Origin of the sequence: Sphingobacterium sp. WOUb80 (assembly GCF_050058145.1) — a bacterium.
In the GTDB taxonomy this organism is placed as follows: domain Bacteria; phylum Bacteroidota; class Bacteroidia; order Sphingobacteriales; family Sphingobacteriaceae; genus Sphingobacterium.
The window spans coordinates 3,095,001-3,110,851 of record NZ_CP165617.1 but is presented as its reverse complement, the minus strand read 5'-3'; the positions used below and the strand labels follow the sequence as shown (position 1 = coordinate 3,110,851).

At 43.0% G+C, this 15,851-nt stretch carries 13 protein-coding genes; 11 read left to right on the top strand and 2 right to left on the bottom strand.

The features are described 5' to 3' along the window. The first annotated feature begins 2 nt into the window (after positions 1 to 2). From AB1Z56_RS13115 to AB1Z56_RS13090, 6 genes are all read left to right on the top strand, one after another. Entirely contained in the window at positions 3 to 1,469 is a 1,467-nt protein-coding gene (locus AB1Z56_RS13115) for a RagB/SusD family nutrient uptake outer membrane protein (protein WP_309362832.1), read from the top strand. Positions 1,470 to 1,489: 20 nt separating this feature from the next. Next, positions 1,490 to 3,433 carry a peroxiredoxin family protein gene (locus AB1Z56_RS13110; RefSeq protein ID WP_309362834.1) on the top strand — a complete coding sequence of 648 codons (1,944 nt, stop codon included), beginning with the start codon at positions 1,490 to 1,492 and terminating at the stop codon, positions 3,431 to 3,433. Between the two features lie 54 nt (positions 3,434 to 3,487). Continuing rightward, the gene (locus AB1Z56_RS13105) at positions 3,488 to 4,516 is read left to right on the top strand and encodes an alpha/beta hydrolase family protein (RefSeq protein ID WP_426792274.1); all 1,029 of its coding nucleotides are present in this window, start codon (positions 3,488 to 3,490) and stop codon (positions 4,514 to 4,516) included. 2 nt (positions 4,517 to 4,518) lie between these two features. Continuing rightward, positions 4,519 to 5,793 (top strand): aspartyl protease family protein, encoded by a 1,275-nt coding sequence (locus tag AB1Z56_RS13100; RefSeq protein ID WP_426792273.1) that lies wholly within the window; start codon positions 4,519 to 4,521, stop codon positions 5,791 to 5,793. Positions 5,794 to 5,984: 191 nt separating this feature from the next. Next, positions 5,985 to 7,319: a hypothetical protein gene (locus AB1Z56_RS13095; RefSeq protein WP_426792272.1), complete on the top strand. Its 1,335-nt coding sequence runs from the start codon at positions 5,985 to 5,987 to the stop codon at positions 7,317 to 7,319. Continuing rightward, complete coding sequence (locus tag AB1Z56_RS13090) at positions 7,316 to 8,971, top strand: MBOAT family O-acyltransferase (protein ID WP_426792271.1); 1,656 nt, start codon at positions 7,316 to 7,318, stop codon at positions 8,969 to 8,971. The genes AB1Z56_RS13095 and AB1Z56_RS13090 overlap by 4 nt, the downstream gene beginning before the upstream one ends. A gap of 26 nt (positions 8,972 to 8,997) precedes the next feature. On the opposite strand, the gene AB1Z56_RS13085 is transcribed toward AB1Z56_RS13090, so the two are convergent. Beyond that, entirely contained in the window at positions 8,998 to 9,342 is a 345-nt protein-coding gene (locus AB1Z56_RS13085; RefSeq protein ID WP_426792270.1) for a hypothetical protein, read from the bottom strand. Between the two features lie 174 nt (positions 9,343 to 9,516). Further along, positions 9,517 to 9,984, bottom strand: coding sequence for a PA2169 family four-helix-bundle protein (locus AB1Z56_RS13080; protein ID WP_313263853.1), 468 nt, complete (start codon positions 9,982 to 9,984; stop codon positions 9,517 to 9,519). Between the two features lie 241 nt (positions 9,985 to 10,225). Between AB1Z56_RS13080 and AB1Z56_RS13075 the strand changes: the two genes are divergently transcribed. The 5 genes from AB1Z56_RS13075 to AB1Z56_RS13055 all read left to right on the top strand — a co-directional run bounded on the left by AB1Z56_RS13075 (position 10,226) and on the right by AB1Z56_RS13055 (position 15,792). After that, positions 10,226 to 10,525, top strand: a complete 300-nt coding sequence (locus AB1Z56_RS13075; protein WP_426792269.1) for an FAD/NAD(P)-binding protein — start codon at positions 10,226 to 10,228, stop codon at positions 10,523 to 10,525. Then, entirely contained in the window at positions 10,485 to 10,814 is a 330-nt protein-coding gene (locus AB1Z56_RS13070) for a hypothetical protein (RefSeq protein ID WP_426792268.1), read from the top strand. Before AB1Z56_RS13075 ends, AB1Z56_RS13070 begins: the two co-directional genes overlap by 41 nt. A 136-nt stretch (positions 10,815 to 10,950) precedes the next feature. Beyond that, positions 10,951 to 14,556 (top strand): response regulator, encoded by a 3,606-nt coding sequence (locus AB1Z56_RS13065; protein WP_426792267.1) that lies wholly within the window; start codon positions 10,951 to 10,953, stop codon positions 14,554 to 14,556. Between the two features lie 37 nt (positions 14,557 to 14,593). Further along, positions 14,594 to 14,968, top strand: a complete 375-nt coding sequence (locus tag AB1Z56_RS13060; RefSeq protein WP_426792266.1) for a response regulator — start codon at positions 14,594 to 14,596, stop codon at positions 14,966 to 14,968. After that, on the top strand, positions 14,965 to 15,792 hold the full coding sequence (locus AB1Z56_RS13055) for a CheR family methyltransferase (protein ID WP_426792265.1): 828 nt from the start codon (positions 14,965 to 14,967) through the stop codon (positions 15,790 to 15,792). The genes AB1Z56_RS13060 and AB1Z56_RS13055 overlap by 4 nt, the downstream gene beginning before the upstream one ends. Positions 15,793 to 15,851: the final 59 nt, after the last annotated feature.

Here is a 15,851-nt window from a genome sequence, read left to right as displayed (position 1 = left end):
ACATGAAAAATCTACTAATTGAAAAACATATATCTCAATCTGTTGTACAACGATTGGGATGCAACTTCTCTTCTACAGTTGTGCTGGCAATCTTGTCTCTGGTGGCCTTTTCGAGCTGTGAAAAGTATGTCGATATCAAGACACAGGGACAATTGACTCCGGGAACGATAGAGAACTATCGCTATCTGCTCAATAATACCAGTGCACTTGAGGCTGCACCGGCCATTTCGGATATAGCATCAGATGACCTGGAAATTGTTGATGGCACGGCACAACAGACTGGACTGGCCGCAAGTGATTATTATGGATATTATAACCGCGCTTATCAATGGTCAGATATTATCTATCCTATTGAAAACCTTTACCATAAAGATGATGCATGGAATGCTTTGTATAATACAATTGCTTATGCTAATACGATTATCAATGAGGTGCCTACTGTAACAGATGGAACTGATCAGGAAAAGGCAGAATTGATTGCTGAAGCAAAGGTTCATCGCGCCTCTGCTTATCTGATGTTGGTCAATACCTATGCGAAACCCTACCTGCAGGCAACAGCAAATACTGATCTTGGTGTACCGCTTGTGCTGGTTCCGACAACAGAGCAACCTCTAGTAAGAGTTCCTGTATTAAGGGTTTATGAAACGATCTTGAATGATATTCAAGAAGCAATTCCATTATTGCCAAATAGCCAGCAATACACCACCTTGCCCTCAAAAGCCGCGGCTTATGGCATGCTTGCGCGTACGTATTTCTATATGAACAAGTATAATGAAGCCGCTGCTGCTGCCGATCAGGCGTTGGCAATCAACAATAAGCTGATTGATCTGACTGCAATGGATCAGCTGACTGCATCCAATTATCCGAAAAGGGTATTCAATAATGAAATCCTGCTTTCTAAAGTTCCGGTTAACGGCATTTCTGCTTATACGCCGACGGCTTTCCGTCTGAGCAATGATCTGATCAAACTATTTGGCGAAAATGATCAACGTTACAATTTATTTACTGTAAGCGGTGATATTATTTCTACCTGGGAGGTTTATGAAGGACGTTATTACTACTTAGATTATGTGATGAATGAAGGTCGTAATGTAGGTCCTAGCGTTCCGGAAATGTTACTGATTAAAGCCGAAGCGGAAGCGCGCAGCAATAAGCCTGCAGCAGCGATGGCTCTGGTCAACCAGCTTCGGGCAAAAAGAGTGCTAGCAAAAGGAAATGTAGCGCTCACGGCTACTGATGCCAATGATGCATTGGTGAAAGTTGTGCAAGAACGCCGGCGTGAGTTTATGTTCCGCATGTTGAGGTGGTGGGATATGCGTCGCTTGAAAGATGATCCTTTATTTCAAACATCCTATACACGTACATTTGCTGGAAAGACGGTTACATTGACGCCCAATAGCAACCGCTATGTCTTTCCAATAGCTCAATATGAGATTAATCTGAGTCCGGAAATTGTTCAAAATCCATAAAAAATAAACAAACTATTTATATGAACACTAAAAAATCATTGGGAGCAATGTTGGGTACGGCTTTTTTGGGAGTTGCTACCTCTGTTCAGGCACAAACGCCTAATTTTAAAGTTATACCAGAGTTTCCAAAAGAGCGTGACACCATACAGTTCATCTATGATGCACGTAAGACAGCTTTGAAAGATGCGCAATCCATCAATGGTACACTTACCGGGTACCAGGATTTTCGGTGGGTACAGGATGTCTTGAAGTTCACAAAAACAGATTCTCTCTGGACAGCACGCTACATTGTGCCAGAGAAAATGTCTTTGGTCAATTTTGTCTTCCAGGCGGATACATTACAAGATCTAGGGGGAGACCAAACCTATTCGTATCTGATTTCAGGGAAGGAAGGTAAACAGGTTTCCGGTGGTATGATTGGCTGGGGTATGCTGCGCACACCCGAAATTGTGCCTGGAACCCCCTATGTAGTGGATAAATCAGCCTATAAGACTGATGAAATCTTGGTCATGTGGGCAAAATATGAGTTGCAGGGACATCCTGAAAACAGATTTAAGGTTCTTTATCCTGCTGCTAACGCGCTAAAACATATGAATACCGCCGAATCTCTGGCAAAGCTTCAAAATGAATTAAATGCTCTTCAAACCATTCCAAATTTAAAAGAGGAGGATATGATGGAAGTGTTTCGGGTCTATAAAGATGTGTTGAAAGACACTGCAAAAGCTGACGAACTGGAGCAAAAAATTCGTACACAGTACCCGCAGGGGCAATATGTAAAGGATCAGCAAAGACTGGCTGATTTTAACCTCATTCAGAAAGCAAAAACGGATGATGAACGATTGAAAGCTGCGACTGATTTTATCGATAAATATCCCTATAAAGAGTCTGAGGTTGCATTCAACGAGAAACATCGGATTAGTTATGTCACTACTTATTGGATTATTTCCGTGTATACCAGCATGAAAAAAGATTTGCCCAACTACACGAAATACATTTCGAAGATAGCGCCATATGAGGCACTTTCTAACGTCATATATCGTTCGTTGGATGTTCCCTATCTTTCACAAAAAAGCATGGGGCCTGCGGAAATACTGCCTTATGCACGCGTTGTGATGGATCGACTTAATTATTATAAAGATAATTTTCAGGGCGATAAATATGCAACCCTGTACTATTCCAATGCGCCTTTATTCGCGAAAATATTGGTCGATAATAAAATGTATGATGAAGCATTTGTATATGCATCAGCAGCTCAAAGTACAGAGCGTTACCAGCGTGCCGAACTAAATGATACCTATGTGCGTATTCTGGAAGGTCAGGGAAAAACCAAAGAGCTGCAGATGGCACTGGAGAAGAGTTATTCATTAAATCAGAGTTCAGCATATATGCTAGAACTGATGAAAACCTCATATGTAAAGCGGAACAAAGGAGAGAAAGGATACACCAATTATTTGGCAGGGTTGAAGGATGCCGACAACAGTGTGGCATTGAAAGATAAGGTTAGTAAGTTGTTGATTTCAAAAGATATTCCAGATTTTGAACTGCTCGATCAGTACGGTAAAAAAGTTAAATTATCGGATCAAAAAGGGAAAATTGTCGTACTTGACTTTTGGGCATCTTGGTGTGCACCATGCAAAGGGGCGTTCCCCGGTATGAAAATAGCGCAGGAAAATTTTGCAAAAGACCCCAATGTGGTTTTTTATTTTGTGAATACACAAGAGAAACAAGCCGATATGACGACTTATGTGACAAATTACATGAAAGAGAATAATTATCCATTTAAAGTTTTATTGGATAAAGGAAGTCTTGTTTCAAAAACTTTAAATGTAAGTGCAATTCCACATAAAATGATTGTAGGACCGAATGGGAAGTTGCGTTTTTCGGAGGTGGGTTATATGGGGAGTACCTCAGAACTTGCAGATGAAATCACGGAAATGGTAAACACATTAAAAGCGGGTAAATAAAAAATGATAAACACTGTCAAGTCAATGCTATTGGTAGCCCTTTCAATTTGTTTTATGGGGCATACTGGGGCACAGGAAATAAAAGAAAAAGAGGCCATCTTTAAATCAAGGGTAGATAGTATTATGATCGGTGCTACTATTTCTTCGCCTGTTAAAGCTGGAAAATATCCGGCTATTATAATTGCTTCGGGTACGGGACCGCAGGATAGGGATGGGACAATGGCCGGGACTAAGATGTTTGCGCGTATTGCCAATTATCTGACTCCAAAGGGGTATGTCGTGTTAAGAATGGATGATCGTGGTGTCGGTAAAACAACTGGTGAATACCGTTATGCGACGACAGCCGATTTTGCGCAGGATGTCTTGGGTGCTGTTGAATTTTTAAAGAAAGAGCCGAATGTGGATCTTCAGAAGATAGGTTTGTTAGGTCATAGTGAAGGCGGTGCAGTTATTTCGATCGCTGCTTCTCAAAGCACTGATGTAAAATTTTTGATCAGCTTGGCGGGCTTGGCTTCCAACGGTCTGGAATCTCTTTTTGTTCAAAATGAAAACTTGGTCCGCAGCTCGCCTTTACCGGAGGTTGACAGGAAAAGATCTAATGAGATCAATCGCCTGATGTTTGCAACAGCGTTCCAGTACGCCAAATCTGATAGCATGGAGAACAAGCTAAATGCGGTCTATAATTATTGGAAACAGAAAGATGATATCTATTTTAAGACCTTAGGAATTGAACATGATCATTTTCGCTTTCCAATCTGGTCTTATGTACAGCAGGCTATCGGGCCATGGTACCGATATTTTGTCACCTATGATCCACAGATCTTTTTAAGTAAAGTAGATATACCGATTTTGGCCATCAATGGAAGTAAAGATCTTTTTGTCGATCCTGTAAACTTAGCTTATTGGAAACAGTATAGCAGAGCCGGAAAGCAGGGGAAAGTAACAACGATCTTATTGCCTAATGTAAATCACTTGATGCAGGCATGTCAAACCTGCCTTCCAGCAGAATACGCTAAACTTGGTGAAATGCCTGATAGCACCCTGGAAGAAATTGTCAAATGGTTAACTGAAACTGTGAAATAAGGATGAAAAAGTCAGTTTATACACTGCTTGCGTTATCGGTTTTCGGTAATTACGCGTTCGCTCAGCAGAACGACAATATCAAATCTATCGACCGTATCATTGAGGCTATGAATATCAAAGATGCTCCGGCTGTACTTGCTATGATGGCTGATAGCGCAACGATTGGCAATTTGCCCCGGATGAATAATGCAGCTGCTGTTCCAGAAATATTGGCTAAATTTTCTTCGATCAAAACATTTCGAGTTGTCAATCAGGAGATGCTGGTCAATGGTGACGAACAGATTCAGCTTGAAGTAACTTATCAAGATGGCAAAGCTGGCAAACCGAGTTTCCTATTTAATCGAGCTGGCAAGATCGTGAATCTAGGAATCATTAAAGGGCGGATGAAAGGTAATCCGGAAAAAGCTTTGGCTGATGCCCTGGCAAATTCGAAGCGCCCGGAAACGTTGGTGATCCCTTTTAAGTTAGTAAATGGCTTGGTTTATATTGAATCTACACTTAATGGCGCAAAAGGCTATTTTCAGTTTGACAGTGGCGCTCCAGTCGTGATTTTACGCAATAAATTCGTGCCGGGAGAACAAATTCGGGCAGATGTTTCGGTGGATTTCGCCGGAATTGGCGGGCAAATGCGGGATGTCGTGTGGTCAACCGGTAACCAACTTCAAATGGGAGGTATCGTAATCCACGATCTGGAGGCTCCAGTTTCAGAAATGGATGATATGCAGCTGGAAGACGGCAGCCCTATTTTTGGTCTGCTTGGTATTGGTCTGCTAAAAGATTACCAGTTCACGTTGGATTATGGAAGGCAGGAGTTATTGCTTGAAAAGCTGGACCCTCAGGGTGAGCTGCTTGCAGAGGCAATAGACAAAGGTCCACTTTTGGCACAATATCCTCTACGTCTGAAACGCCATATTCCTATTGTGGATATAGCTGTTGGCAATAAAGTCTATCCGATGGGAATAGACTGCGGAGCAAATGCGAATGTACTGAAGAAGTCGCTGGAAACGGAACTGAAATCTTATATCGATTATGAGGAGGGTGAGGTAGATATCAAAGGGGTGAACGGTACCAGTCAAGGTAATCGCATCGCCTATGTGTTAGGTGGTAAAGTTGGGAAATTGGCTTTACAGGATATGTACACAGTCATCACCAGTCAGGCTATTGGCGGAGGAACGGGAAATGAAGCTTTACCCATTGATGGACTGCTAGGAACCCCTTTCTTGAATCAATATAAAATAACGTTGAACTTTAATAAGAACACCATTAGTTTTTACTAATTGACCACATTTTCAATACAATTTATTATTCAATTCTAATCCTTAAGGTGGTCGATTCTGTTCGGCCACCTTTATATTTTGACGTCATTGTTATACCTTATAAATTCTATTTTTAATGAACAATATCCTATCGCCGATCTATAATGGCGATTGTGTTTTTACCCCGACTTTAATAATATTCCTGTATCTCTATGTCTGCGAATAAAAAAGTATGTATGCTGGTGGTGATAACAGTCATATCCCATACAGTTCTTTCCTATTTTGCCTACTTTTTTCCTTTTGGTATGCCTGTTTTTGAAAAGATTAATCTGATCGCAGATGTTATACAGGTTGTCGCAAAAGAAAAAGACCTGTCTACCAGACTTCCAATGGGTAAACAGACCACTTTGAAAAATAATACCGTAAAGGGGGATTTCGAGAGCTATAAAAAAGGAGATCTGATCACAGACTTCAAGCTTCATGCTGGTCCATCCCTTTCAAATTTTATGGCCAAACTCCAGGCTCTTAAAAAGGGTAGCAAAAGAAAAGTAAGAATCGCCTATATTGGAGATAGTATGATCGAAGGTGATCAGATAAGCAGCACACTCCGTGATTCCCTTCAAGCTGTCTATGGTGGATCAGGTGTAGGTTATTTGGCTATTCATACGAAAGTCGGCAATTTTAGGCATTCTGCAGTAATCAAAGCTATGGGTTGGGAAGACACGAGCTTTAAATCGGCGGGCAGTAAAAACTTATATCTTTCGGGACACTACTTTGGTGGGAATGGGCAAGGAGTCTATTCGGATAAAACGCTGGGTGCTCCGACGCAGGAGATTGTCGAGAAAGCATTGCTTTATGCAGGAGGTTCGGGCGGCAGTATATTGGTCAATGGCCAATTAATAGCTTTGAAGGGTAGGGATCCCATCAATAGGCAGGTCTTAGCTAAAGATAGCTCCTCAGTTCTGAAACTCAGCAATAGCGCTAATGCACGGTTGTACGGTGTAAGTTTTGAAAGCGAATATGGTGTTATTGTTGATAATTTCTCATTTCGTGGTGTTTCGGGCAGTGAGTTTCGCAAGTTGGATCCTACATTTATGGAAGCCATACAAAAAGCGAATCATTACGATTTAATTATTCTTCATTATGGCGCGAATTTAATCTATAGACCCGGCGATAACAATTTTGAATTTTATGATCGTGCTATAAATCCTGTTTTAACACGTTTTAAAAACAGTTTCCCTGATTGTGACTTTCTGCTGATCAGTGCTGGAGATATGGCTTTCCGCTATAATGGACGTTATCGCACTGCACTGGGAATAAGTGAATTATTGGTCACGCAGGCTCTGCTAGCAAAACGCCATCAGTTTGCCTTCTATAATTTATTTCAGTCGATGGGTGGTGAAGGAACAATAATTCGCTGGGCCAATCATCAGCCTGCCCTGGCAATAAAGGATTATGTCCATCCGACAGAAGATGGCTCGCAGCTCATTGGCGCGAAGCTATTTAAAGCATTTCAAAATGATTATAAAAAATTATCTATCCAATGACAGGATCCGCCGCTATTCATTTTAACTGGGAAGCTTTTTGGGCGCAGTTTCTATATGACCGTGAAAGTCCATTACTTTTTAACAATGGATTTTTTGTTTATTTCTTTTTTCTATTCATAATTTTGTTTTATGTGCTGCGAAATCATCAGCGTGCAAGAACTTATGTCTTTTGTCTCTTTTCACTGTACTTTTTTTATAAGGCCAGCGGCGTATTTGTACTGCTCGTTTTGTTGTCGGCCATTATCGACTTTGTGCTGTCAAATCGAATTTATAACAGTAAAAATAAAGGTGGAAAAAAAATACTTCTATTATGCAGTATTGTTTTTAATTTGAGCCTGCTGATCTATTTTAAGTATACAAATTTTTTTGTTGAACTTTCTAACCTCGCCTTTCATACGCATCTTTCGATACTCAATGTTTTATTGCCGGTGGGGATTTCGTTCTATACCTTTGAAAATATAAGCTATAGCATTGATGTTTACAAAGGAGAATTCAAGCCAACAGATAAATTTAGCGAGTATTTGCTTTTTCTTTCTTTTTTTCCGAAGCTGGTTATGGGGCCTATAGTCCGTGCGAAAGATTTTGTCCCTCAAATCATTCAACCTTATCAGATCAGTGAGGGTGATCTGAAAAAGGGTTTTTATTTAATTTTTTCGGGGCTTTTTAAAAAGCTGATTATTTCTGATTACATCACGCTGAATCTGGTTAATTATATTTTCGACGATCCTAAATTACATACGGGGCTTGAAAATCTAATAGGCGTATATGGTTATGCTTTTGTTATTTACTGTGATTTTAGCGGTTATTCCGATGTTGCAATTGGAATAGCACTATGGCTGGGATTTCGAATTCCGCCAAATTTTTTGTCACCCTATCAAAGCAAAAATATCACTGAGTTTTGGCGGCGGTGGCATATCTCACTTTCCAGCTGGCTAAGAGATTATCTTTATATCCCACTTGGTGGTAATCGTAACTGGAGCTTGGCAACACTGATATCGTCCCTGTTATTTATTAGCGGAATTTTCGTGGCATCGACTCATCTATTTCATTTGTCGTATGCGCTTTCTGCTTGTATTGTGGGAAGCATTATTTTCATTCTGTTTTTACCTGCGTTACTAACACGGGAACAGCGCGGTTTGGCAGCAAGTGCCAACTTATTGACGACAATGTTGCTCGGCGGTTTTTGGCATGGGGCTAGCTGGAACTTTATTCTTTGGGGAAGCTTTCATGGTATTGGTTTGGCAATCCATAAAATTTGGCTTATTTTCCCAGGTAAAAGAAGGGGAGCCATGAACGACAATAAGGTGTTCAATGTACTGTCATTATTGCTTACTTTTCATTTTGTCTGTTTCACCTGGATTTTTTTCAAAGCGGTAGATGTACATACTGCTTTGGCCATGATCGAGCAGATCGTGTATAATTTTGATGCGAACTCCTTTTTTCCTTTTTATGAAAACTACCATACGGTAGTCTGGCTGATGTTCATCGCTTGCATATTGCATTTTATTCCGGATAATTATGCAGATAAAGTTATGAGTAGCATGGGTAAGGTTTCGCTGGTCTATTATCTGATTTTATTTTTTGTTTTTATCCTGATTTATAGCTTTTTTAAATCATCGGAACAAGTACTCCCCATTTATTTGCAGTTTTAGCAAATTAATGGGGAGCACTGAGGTAATCAGTTAACTTGCGTTACATCTTGTGCTGTAATATGTACGATGCTGGCATCATCTTTCCAAAAATTGCCTTTTGCACGGATCACATCACCGACAGCATAGCGTTTGAAAGTACCGCCCGATTTCTGTAAATTGACGATGCTGATCGTTACCACGGCATGCTGGCCTTTTTTGTCGGTAACAGTTGCCATATAACCATCTTTTCCATTTTCAATTGCTGTGATTGTTCCAGTAACTTCTTTTTCAGAAAGCTGCTGTTCGCTGGCTGTTTGTGGCTTTTGACTGCTGCAGGAGCTTGCGGCCGATAAAATAAAAATTGCTGTTATTCCTGTTAGAATCTTTTTCATCTTTTTCGTTTAAACTAGGGAATGATTTTATGTTCAAACGTGTAATTGTTTTCTTGCGCTACATAGTTTACGTTATTTGAGTGACACTGATCATTATCCTTTAAACAAAAAATACCGAAGGGATCTGAGCTTCGGTATTTTTTTTTGAAAAAGAAAAAATTACTACTTAAAATGTTAGATGGTTTTGCTGTCGCGCATCATTTTAATGATATTATGCGCTTCAAGCTGTTTGCTGAGCTGAGTGTTGATCAGACTATGAACGTTTTGCGAAAGTTCTTCCGATCCCTCAGCCAAGGCTGTCTGGTAGGTCGATTTGAAGGCATCTTCACCTTGTTCACAAGTTTCCAGCAGACTTCGTTCGTCGTCGCCGGTAATATTTACTTTGATACCCATCCAGACGCGGAAGAGCTTTCCGCTAAGCATGGTCCCATCCGTTGCCTCTTTGCCTTCAAGTTCCACATAGGGTGTCAATTCAGCGATAAATTCTTCCGACTGTCCGATGAACTTTTCGAATGTAGGGATAAGTTTATCTAAGCCATGGTTTGTTGCCAGATCAATTGCTTTTTTATAACCTTCGATGCGGTCATTGTTGATTTTGATAATGTCGTTGATGATTTCGGGGTTATTGATGTTGTTTTCCATAATGTTATTATTTGTTATCATTTTGTTTATTCGAAAGACAGCCTCTGGGGAACGATCGTTTGAAGAATCCGAGATTCAGGTATTTAATTCATCTTCCGTATTTATCCCATTTTTTATTGTGCAAGAATAAATGCCCGGGGGCGGACCCAGTGGCCTGTTTATGTACAAAAGACTGATTGAAAAGAATCTTTCGGCGCTCAAAATATCGATTTTCGAGTCGCGCAAGTAACTGGGCGCAGGTATGCCATACAGTTACGAGGGTGCGACAGCTGAACACCTGACCAATGTCTCGAATCATGAAATTCCGGCAATGGTCACCACGATCGAAGAATATGTCCAATCTCTTTCTGAGGCGACGCTCCGTACCTATGGTATCGATGTGGACGATTTTAATCGCTATAAGGTCGTTCCGAGATTGCTTTTTGGTCGTTACCTTTCGGAGCAGTTTATGTTGCTGAAGCGTGAGGCTGATGGGAAAGGAATTGAAACGCAGGTTTACCTTGGCAGTCAGGTCAGCGATATCATTGATATGGAACGGTAATATCAGTCCGGCTTACTTGCGCTTTCAGTCAGTAGAACATGCCAAGGAAGAATTACTGGCTGGCAACGAGCATATGTTTGTCGCGCCCGATGGTACTATCTTTCTGCAGGTACCGGGGGTGAAAATAGATGACAGCTTCCAGCTGGTGGATCAAAGGCGGCATTCCAGCCAGCGTCTTTTCATGATGGCTGTCCCTTATATAGGTGGCTACAACCCCGATTATTCGGGTCTCGACTTTTGTGCGGCGACCTCCGAAATCATTGCCGGTAGGATCGCATATGGGGGATAAATACGTAACTTTTTGTTAAAATACGGTAACATGGTTTGGGCAGGCTGTCACGAGATTTAATATAAGCTCCTATTATTATATTTGGCGGCCATCTAGACCATCAGTTGGCACTGTCTTAACACAATTGTTGAAAAGCATGCCTAAAACTATTTTAAGAAACCTGCAGATAGGTTTTGGAATTTCACTGTTGATCCTGTTAGCGAGTTCAACGGCTTCATATGTCAGTATCCGCAAACAGATCCACAATAGTACGATGGTCGATCACAGCCGGAGGGTCATGAGCCGTGTCAACAAAATTCTGCAGGATCTGCAGAATGCCGAGACAGGCCAGCGCGGCTTTCTGCTGACGGGTATGGACAAGTTTTTGGACCCTTATAAAACGGGTCTCCAATCGCTTCCTCAATCGCTGAGCCGCGCGCATGATTTAACTTCCGATAATCCGGAGCAGCAACAGGTAATCGATACCTTATCTACGCTTGTGCAATCCCGGTTAGATAGACTTGAAAATCTGGTCAATATCAAAAAACGAGGTGGCATGGTCACGGTTTCCCAACTCGAAGAGGGGAAGACTTACATGGATAGCTGCCGTGTATTGATCGGCCAGATTATCGATAAAGAAGAATTTTTGCTCAATAAGCGTTCGGATGAACTTGGACGTTCATCGGGTTATACCTCCATATTTGTTTTGTTGGCTGCGGTGGTTTCTCTGCTGATTACCGTCTTTTTTTACTTCCGCCTGCGGGCAGATTTCTTTAAACGGGAGCAGCTGCAACAGGATCTGAAACGTAAAGATGAAGAAATCCAGCGCCGGCTGAGCATTACCCAGCGTATTGCCCGCGAGATTGCCGCCGGCCACTACGATATGCAGATACAGGATGCCGAACAGGACGATCTAGGCAGTTTGACGGGATCGCTCAATGAAATGGCCAGGTCGCTGAAAACTTCTTTTGGTGAACTCAATAACAACAACTGGCATCAGGCTGGACTGACGCAACTCAGCAATCAGCTGATGGGTAATAAACTGCAGGAGGAGCTTACAGCGCTTACTTTAGCGCATCTTATCCCATACGGCAGTTGCGTCAATGGAGCAATCTATCTGATGGAGCAAGATCAGCTGGTCTTAAGGGGATCTTATGGACTCGAAGATCCCGACCATAAACGCTTTGCTCCAGGCGAGGGCATGGTTGGCCAGGTCTTTAAAGATGCCAAAGAGAAATTATTCGAAAACCTCGAAAATACCCGTTATGTCATCAGTTTTGCCGCCGGAAAGGTACAGGTGAACAACCTTTTTATCCTGCCTGTTTTTGATGGTAATCAATGTATCGGCGTGATGGAGCTGGGGTCATTACAGCCTTTTTCTTCCTTACAGCTTGCATTCTTCAGGGATGCTGTGCAGAAGGTAGGTACTACACTCGCTGCGGCACAAGCCAGGCTGGTGGTGCAGAATTTATTGGAGGAGACCCAGGCACAGACCGAAGAGCTGCAGGCGCAGCATACCGAGCTGGAATCGCTCAATTCGAGCCTCGAAATGCATACCCATAAACTGCAGGCTTCGGAAGAAGAACTCCGCGTGCAGCAGGAGGAATTGGTGCAGTCCAACCGTGAACTGGAGGAGCGGTCGAGATTGCTGGAAGACAAGAATATAGAGATCGCCGAACGCAACAAGGAAATTCAGAAGAAAGCGGCGGAACTTGCACAAAGTACACGCTATAAATCTGAATTTTTAGCCAATATGTCGCATGAACTGCGCACCCCGCTCAATTCAATTCTTTTGCTTTCTCGTTTGATGGCCGAAAATTCGGATGGCAACCTCAATGACGAGCAGATGGAATCGGCAGCCGTGATCCAGAGTTCGGGAAAAAGCCTGCTGACCTTGATTGACGAAATTCTGGACCTTTCCAAAATAGAATCCGGAAAAATGGATCTAGATGTACAGCCTGTATTTTTTGCCGATGTACTGAATGGCCTTTCGGCTATGTTTGGACCGATCGCCGCCGACAAGCAGCTCGGATTGGAAATGAGCACCGCGGTAGGATTACCGGCCCAGCTGGAAACGGACAAACAGCGCTTGGATCAGATTTTACGTAATTTACTCTCCAACGCCATTAAATTTACGGCTTCGGGCAAGGTAACCTTAGTTATTGATCGCGAACAATCATCCGGAAAGCGGATAGTATTTGAAGTGCGCGATACGGGTATCGGCATACCAAAAGACAAACAGCATCTCATATTTGAGGCTTTTCAGCAAGCCGATGGTTCTACTCGCCGCAAATTTGGCGGTACTGGGTTGGGCCTCTCCATCAGCAGGGAGCTTGCGCGTCTGCTCGGTGGCGAAATCTTGCTGGATAGCGAAGAAAATAAAGGTAGTGTATTTCGCCTGATTCTTCCCGAGCAGATTTCAGGTGACATGGTGGCCGCTTTTGGCGCGCAGCAGGCGCGGCCAGTTGCCACGGAGGAAAAGCCCGAACTGACAGAGCAATTGCCACCGCAGGAAGTGCAGCCTGTAGAAAAGTCACTGGAAATACCTATTCCAGCGGATATTCCGGATGATCGCGACAGCATCGTGGCTGGCGACCGTTTTATCCTGATCGTCGAAGATGATATTGAGTTCGCAAAGATTCTGCTCAAATATACGCGCCAACAAAACTACAAAGGGATCGTGGTGGTGCGCGGTGATATCGCGGCCGAGATGGTCGCACGTTATATGCCACTGGCGGTCTTGCTGGATATTCAGCTTCCGCTCAAAGATGGCTGGCAGGTCATGGCTGAGATCAAAGAAAATCCCAAAACAAGACATATACCGGTACACATCATGTCTTCTCTGCAGGTCAAAAGAGAAAGTCTGCTTCAGGGCGCCATAGACTTTATCAATAAACCGATGGCACTGGAACAGATGGGTGATATGTTTCGCAAAATAGAGGATGCCCTCACACGTCATCCCAAAAAAGTACTTATTGTTGAAGAAAATCCCAAACATGCGGCAGCCCTGTCGCTTTTCCTCGGAAGTTTTAACATTGCTTCGGAGATCAAAAGCAATGTGGAGGACAGCATTGCTGCCCTGAGCTCGGATACCGCCGACTGTGTGATCCTTGATATGGGTGTCCCAGACCGCGTGGGCTACGAGACACTGGAAGCTGTCAAACGTAACCAGGGACTCGAAAACTTGCCGATTATTGTATTTACCGGTAAGAACCTTTCGCAGGTGGAGGAAATGAAATTAAAACGTTATGCAGATTCCATCATTGTAAAAACAGCAAATTCCTATCAGCGCATTTTGGATGAAGTAGGATTATTTTTGCATCTCGTCGAAGAAAATAATGGTCCTGCTGCTAAAACCAGCGGTAGACTCGGCTTTTTGCAGGATGTCCTGCAGGGTAAAAAGGTACTTGTAGCGGATGATGATATCCGCAATATCTTCTCCCTCACCAAGGCACTCGAAAAGTATCAGATGACCGTCGTCCCGGCAACCGACGGAAAGGATGCACTCAAACAGCTGGAAGAAAATTCGGATGTATCGGTGATCCTGATGGATATGATGATGCCGGAGATGGATGGCTACGAAACGATTGCTTCGATTCGAAATAATCCGCGTTACGAGGATATGCCTATCATTGCTGTTACAGCCAAATCAATGATGGGAGACCGGGAGAAATGTATTGCTGCGGGCGCGTCTGATTATATATCCAAACCGGTAGATATCGATCAGCTCCTGTCCCTGCTGCGAGTGTGGATGTATGAATAACGGTAGACCTATAAATAAAAAGGCAATAGATAAAGAGATGGATAAGAATAAAACCGTATTGGTAATTGACGATGATCAGAACAATATATTTGCGTTGAAATTGGCCTTGAAATCACGAGGTTTTCAGGCAATGGGCTGTCTTTCTGCGGCTGAGGGGCTTGCCCAGCTGCGGGATCATGCGGGTATAGGCCTTGTCTTGATGGACATGATGATGCCCGAGATAGACGGCTATGAGGCTACGCAGTTGATCCGTAGATCATGGAATGCCAATGAATTGCCTATTATCGCGGTGACGGCACAGGCCATGACCGGCGATCGTGAAAAATGCCTCGCCGCGGGAGCTAATGGTTATATCTCCAAGCCGATCGATATTGAACTTTTGGTGCAGATGATAACGGAAATAGCCAGATGACAGCAGGCAAAAAAATTGTAAGCCAAGAGCAGGTGATGGTCCTGATGGAAGATGTGGAGCGTCTCTATGGTTACGATTTTACGCATTACACGAAAGCCTCCCTTTCGCGTCGGCTCAACCAACTTTGTCTGCTAGACAATTTTGCGAGTTTTGCCGAACTGCGCTACCGTATTGTCCATGATCCGGATTACCTGCAGCGGTTTGTTGAAAAGATGACGGTCAACGTGACTGAAATGTTTCGCGACCCCAGCTTTTTTGCGTATCTCCGCCATGAGATCCTTCCCAAATTGGGGACTTCACCCTTTATACGCATTTGGGTAGCTGGCTGTGCGACGGGAGAGGAGGCGTATTCTTTGGCCATCCTACTTCAGGAGGCCAAACTGCTGCACAAATCATTGATCTATGCCACCGATATTAATCCTACCGTGCTCGAACAGGCAAAGAGGGCTGTTATTCCCATGGCAAACCTTAAGTCCTATGTCGAGAATTATCAGCTTTCGGCCGGCAAGGCTGATTTTTCATCCTATTACACGGCAAATTACAATTGGGTGAAGCTCAATTCCAGTTTGCAGGAGCGCATTGTCTTTGCTTCGCATAATCTGGTGAGCGACGCTTCTTTCAATGCCTTTCAGCTCATTCTGTGCCGCAACGTGCTGATCTATTTTGACACATCGCTGCAGGCCAAGGTCCTGTCCTTGTTTGACGAAAGCCTCGAAACATTCGGCTATCTCGCGCTGGGTAGTCAGGAGACGCTGCGCTTCTCGGTGCTGGCTTCCAACTATAACCAGCTGGGCAAAGAGAAAATATGGCGGAAGATAAAATAGGATTTCTTGTATTTATACTTGAACTATTTTTTAAAAAATAACTTATTAAAAAAATAAAG

What these genes read in the sequence shown, in the direction of transcription:
- AB1Z56_RS13115 (WP_309362832.1), top strand. Translation starts at nt 3, where the DNA reads ATGAAAAATCTACTAATTGAAAAACATATATCTCAATCTGTTGTACAA.
- AB1Z56_RS13095 (WP_426792272.1), top strand. Translation starts at nt 5,985, where the DNA reads ATGTCTGCGAATAAAAAAGTATGTATGCTGGTGGTGATAACAGTCATA.
- AB1Z56_RS13055 (WP_426792265.1), top strand. Translation starts at nt 14,965, where the DNA reads ATGACAGCAGGCAAAAAAATTGTAAGCCAAGAGCAGGTGATGGTCCTG.
- AB1Z56_RS13085 (WP_426792270.1), bottom strand. Translation starts at nt 9,342, where the DNA reads ATGAAAAAGATTCTAACAGGAATAACAGCAATTTTTATTTTATCGGCC.
- AB1Z56_RS13105 (WP_426792274.1), top strand. Translation starts at nt 3,488, where the DNA reads ATGGGGCATACTGGGGCACAGGAAATAAAAGAAAAAGAGGCCATCTTT.
- AB1Z56_RS13090 (WP_426792271.1), top strand. Translation starts at nt 7,316, where the DNA reads ATGACAGGATCCGCCGCTATTCATTTTAACTGGGAAGCTTTTTGGGCG.
- AB1Z56_RS13100 (WP_426792273.1), top strand. Translation starts at nt 4,519, where the DNA reads ATGAAAAAGTCAGTTTATACACTGCTTGCGTTATCGGTTTTCGGTAAT.
- AB1Z56_RS13080 (WP_313263853.1), bottom strand. Translation starts at nt 9,984, where the DNA reads ATGGAAAACAACATCAATAACCCCGAAATCATCAACGACATTATCAAA.
- AB1Z56_RS13065 (WP_426792267.1), top strand. Translation starts at nt 10,951, where the DNA reads ATGCCTAAAACTATTTTAAGAAACCTGCAGATAGGTTTTGGAATTTCA.
- AB1Z56_RS13110 (WP_309362834.1), top strand. Translation starts at nt 1,490, where the DNA reads ATGAACACTAAAAAATCATTGGGAGCAATGTTGGGTACGGCTTTTTTG.
- AB1Z56_RS13060 (WP_426792266.1), top strand. Translation starts at nt 14,594, where the DNA reads ATGGATAAGAATAAAACCGTATTGGTAATTGACGATGATCAGAACAAT.
- AB1Z56_RS13075 (WP_426792269.1), top strand. Translation starts at nt 10,226, where the DNA reads ATGCCATACAGTTACGAGGGTGCGACAGCTGAACACCTGACCAATGTC.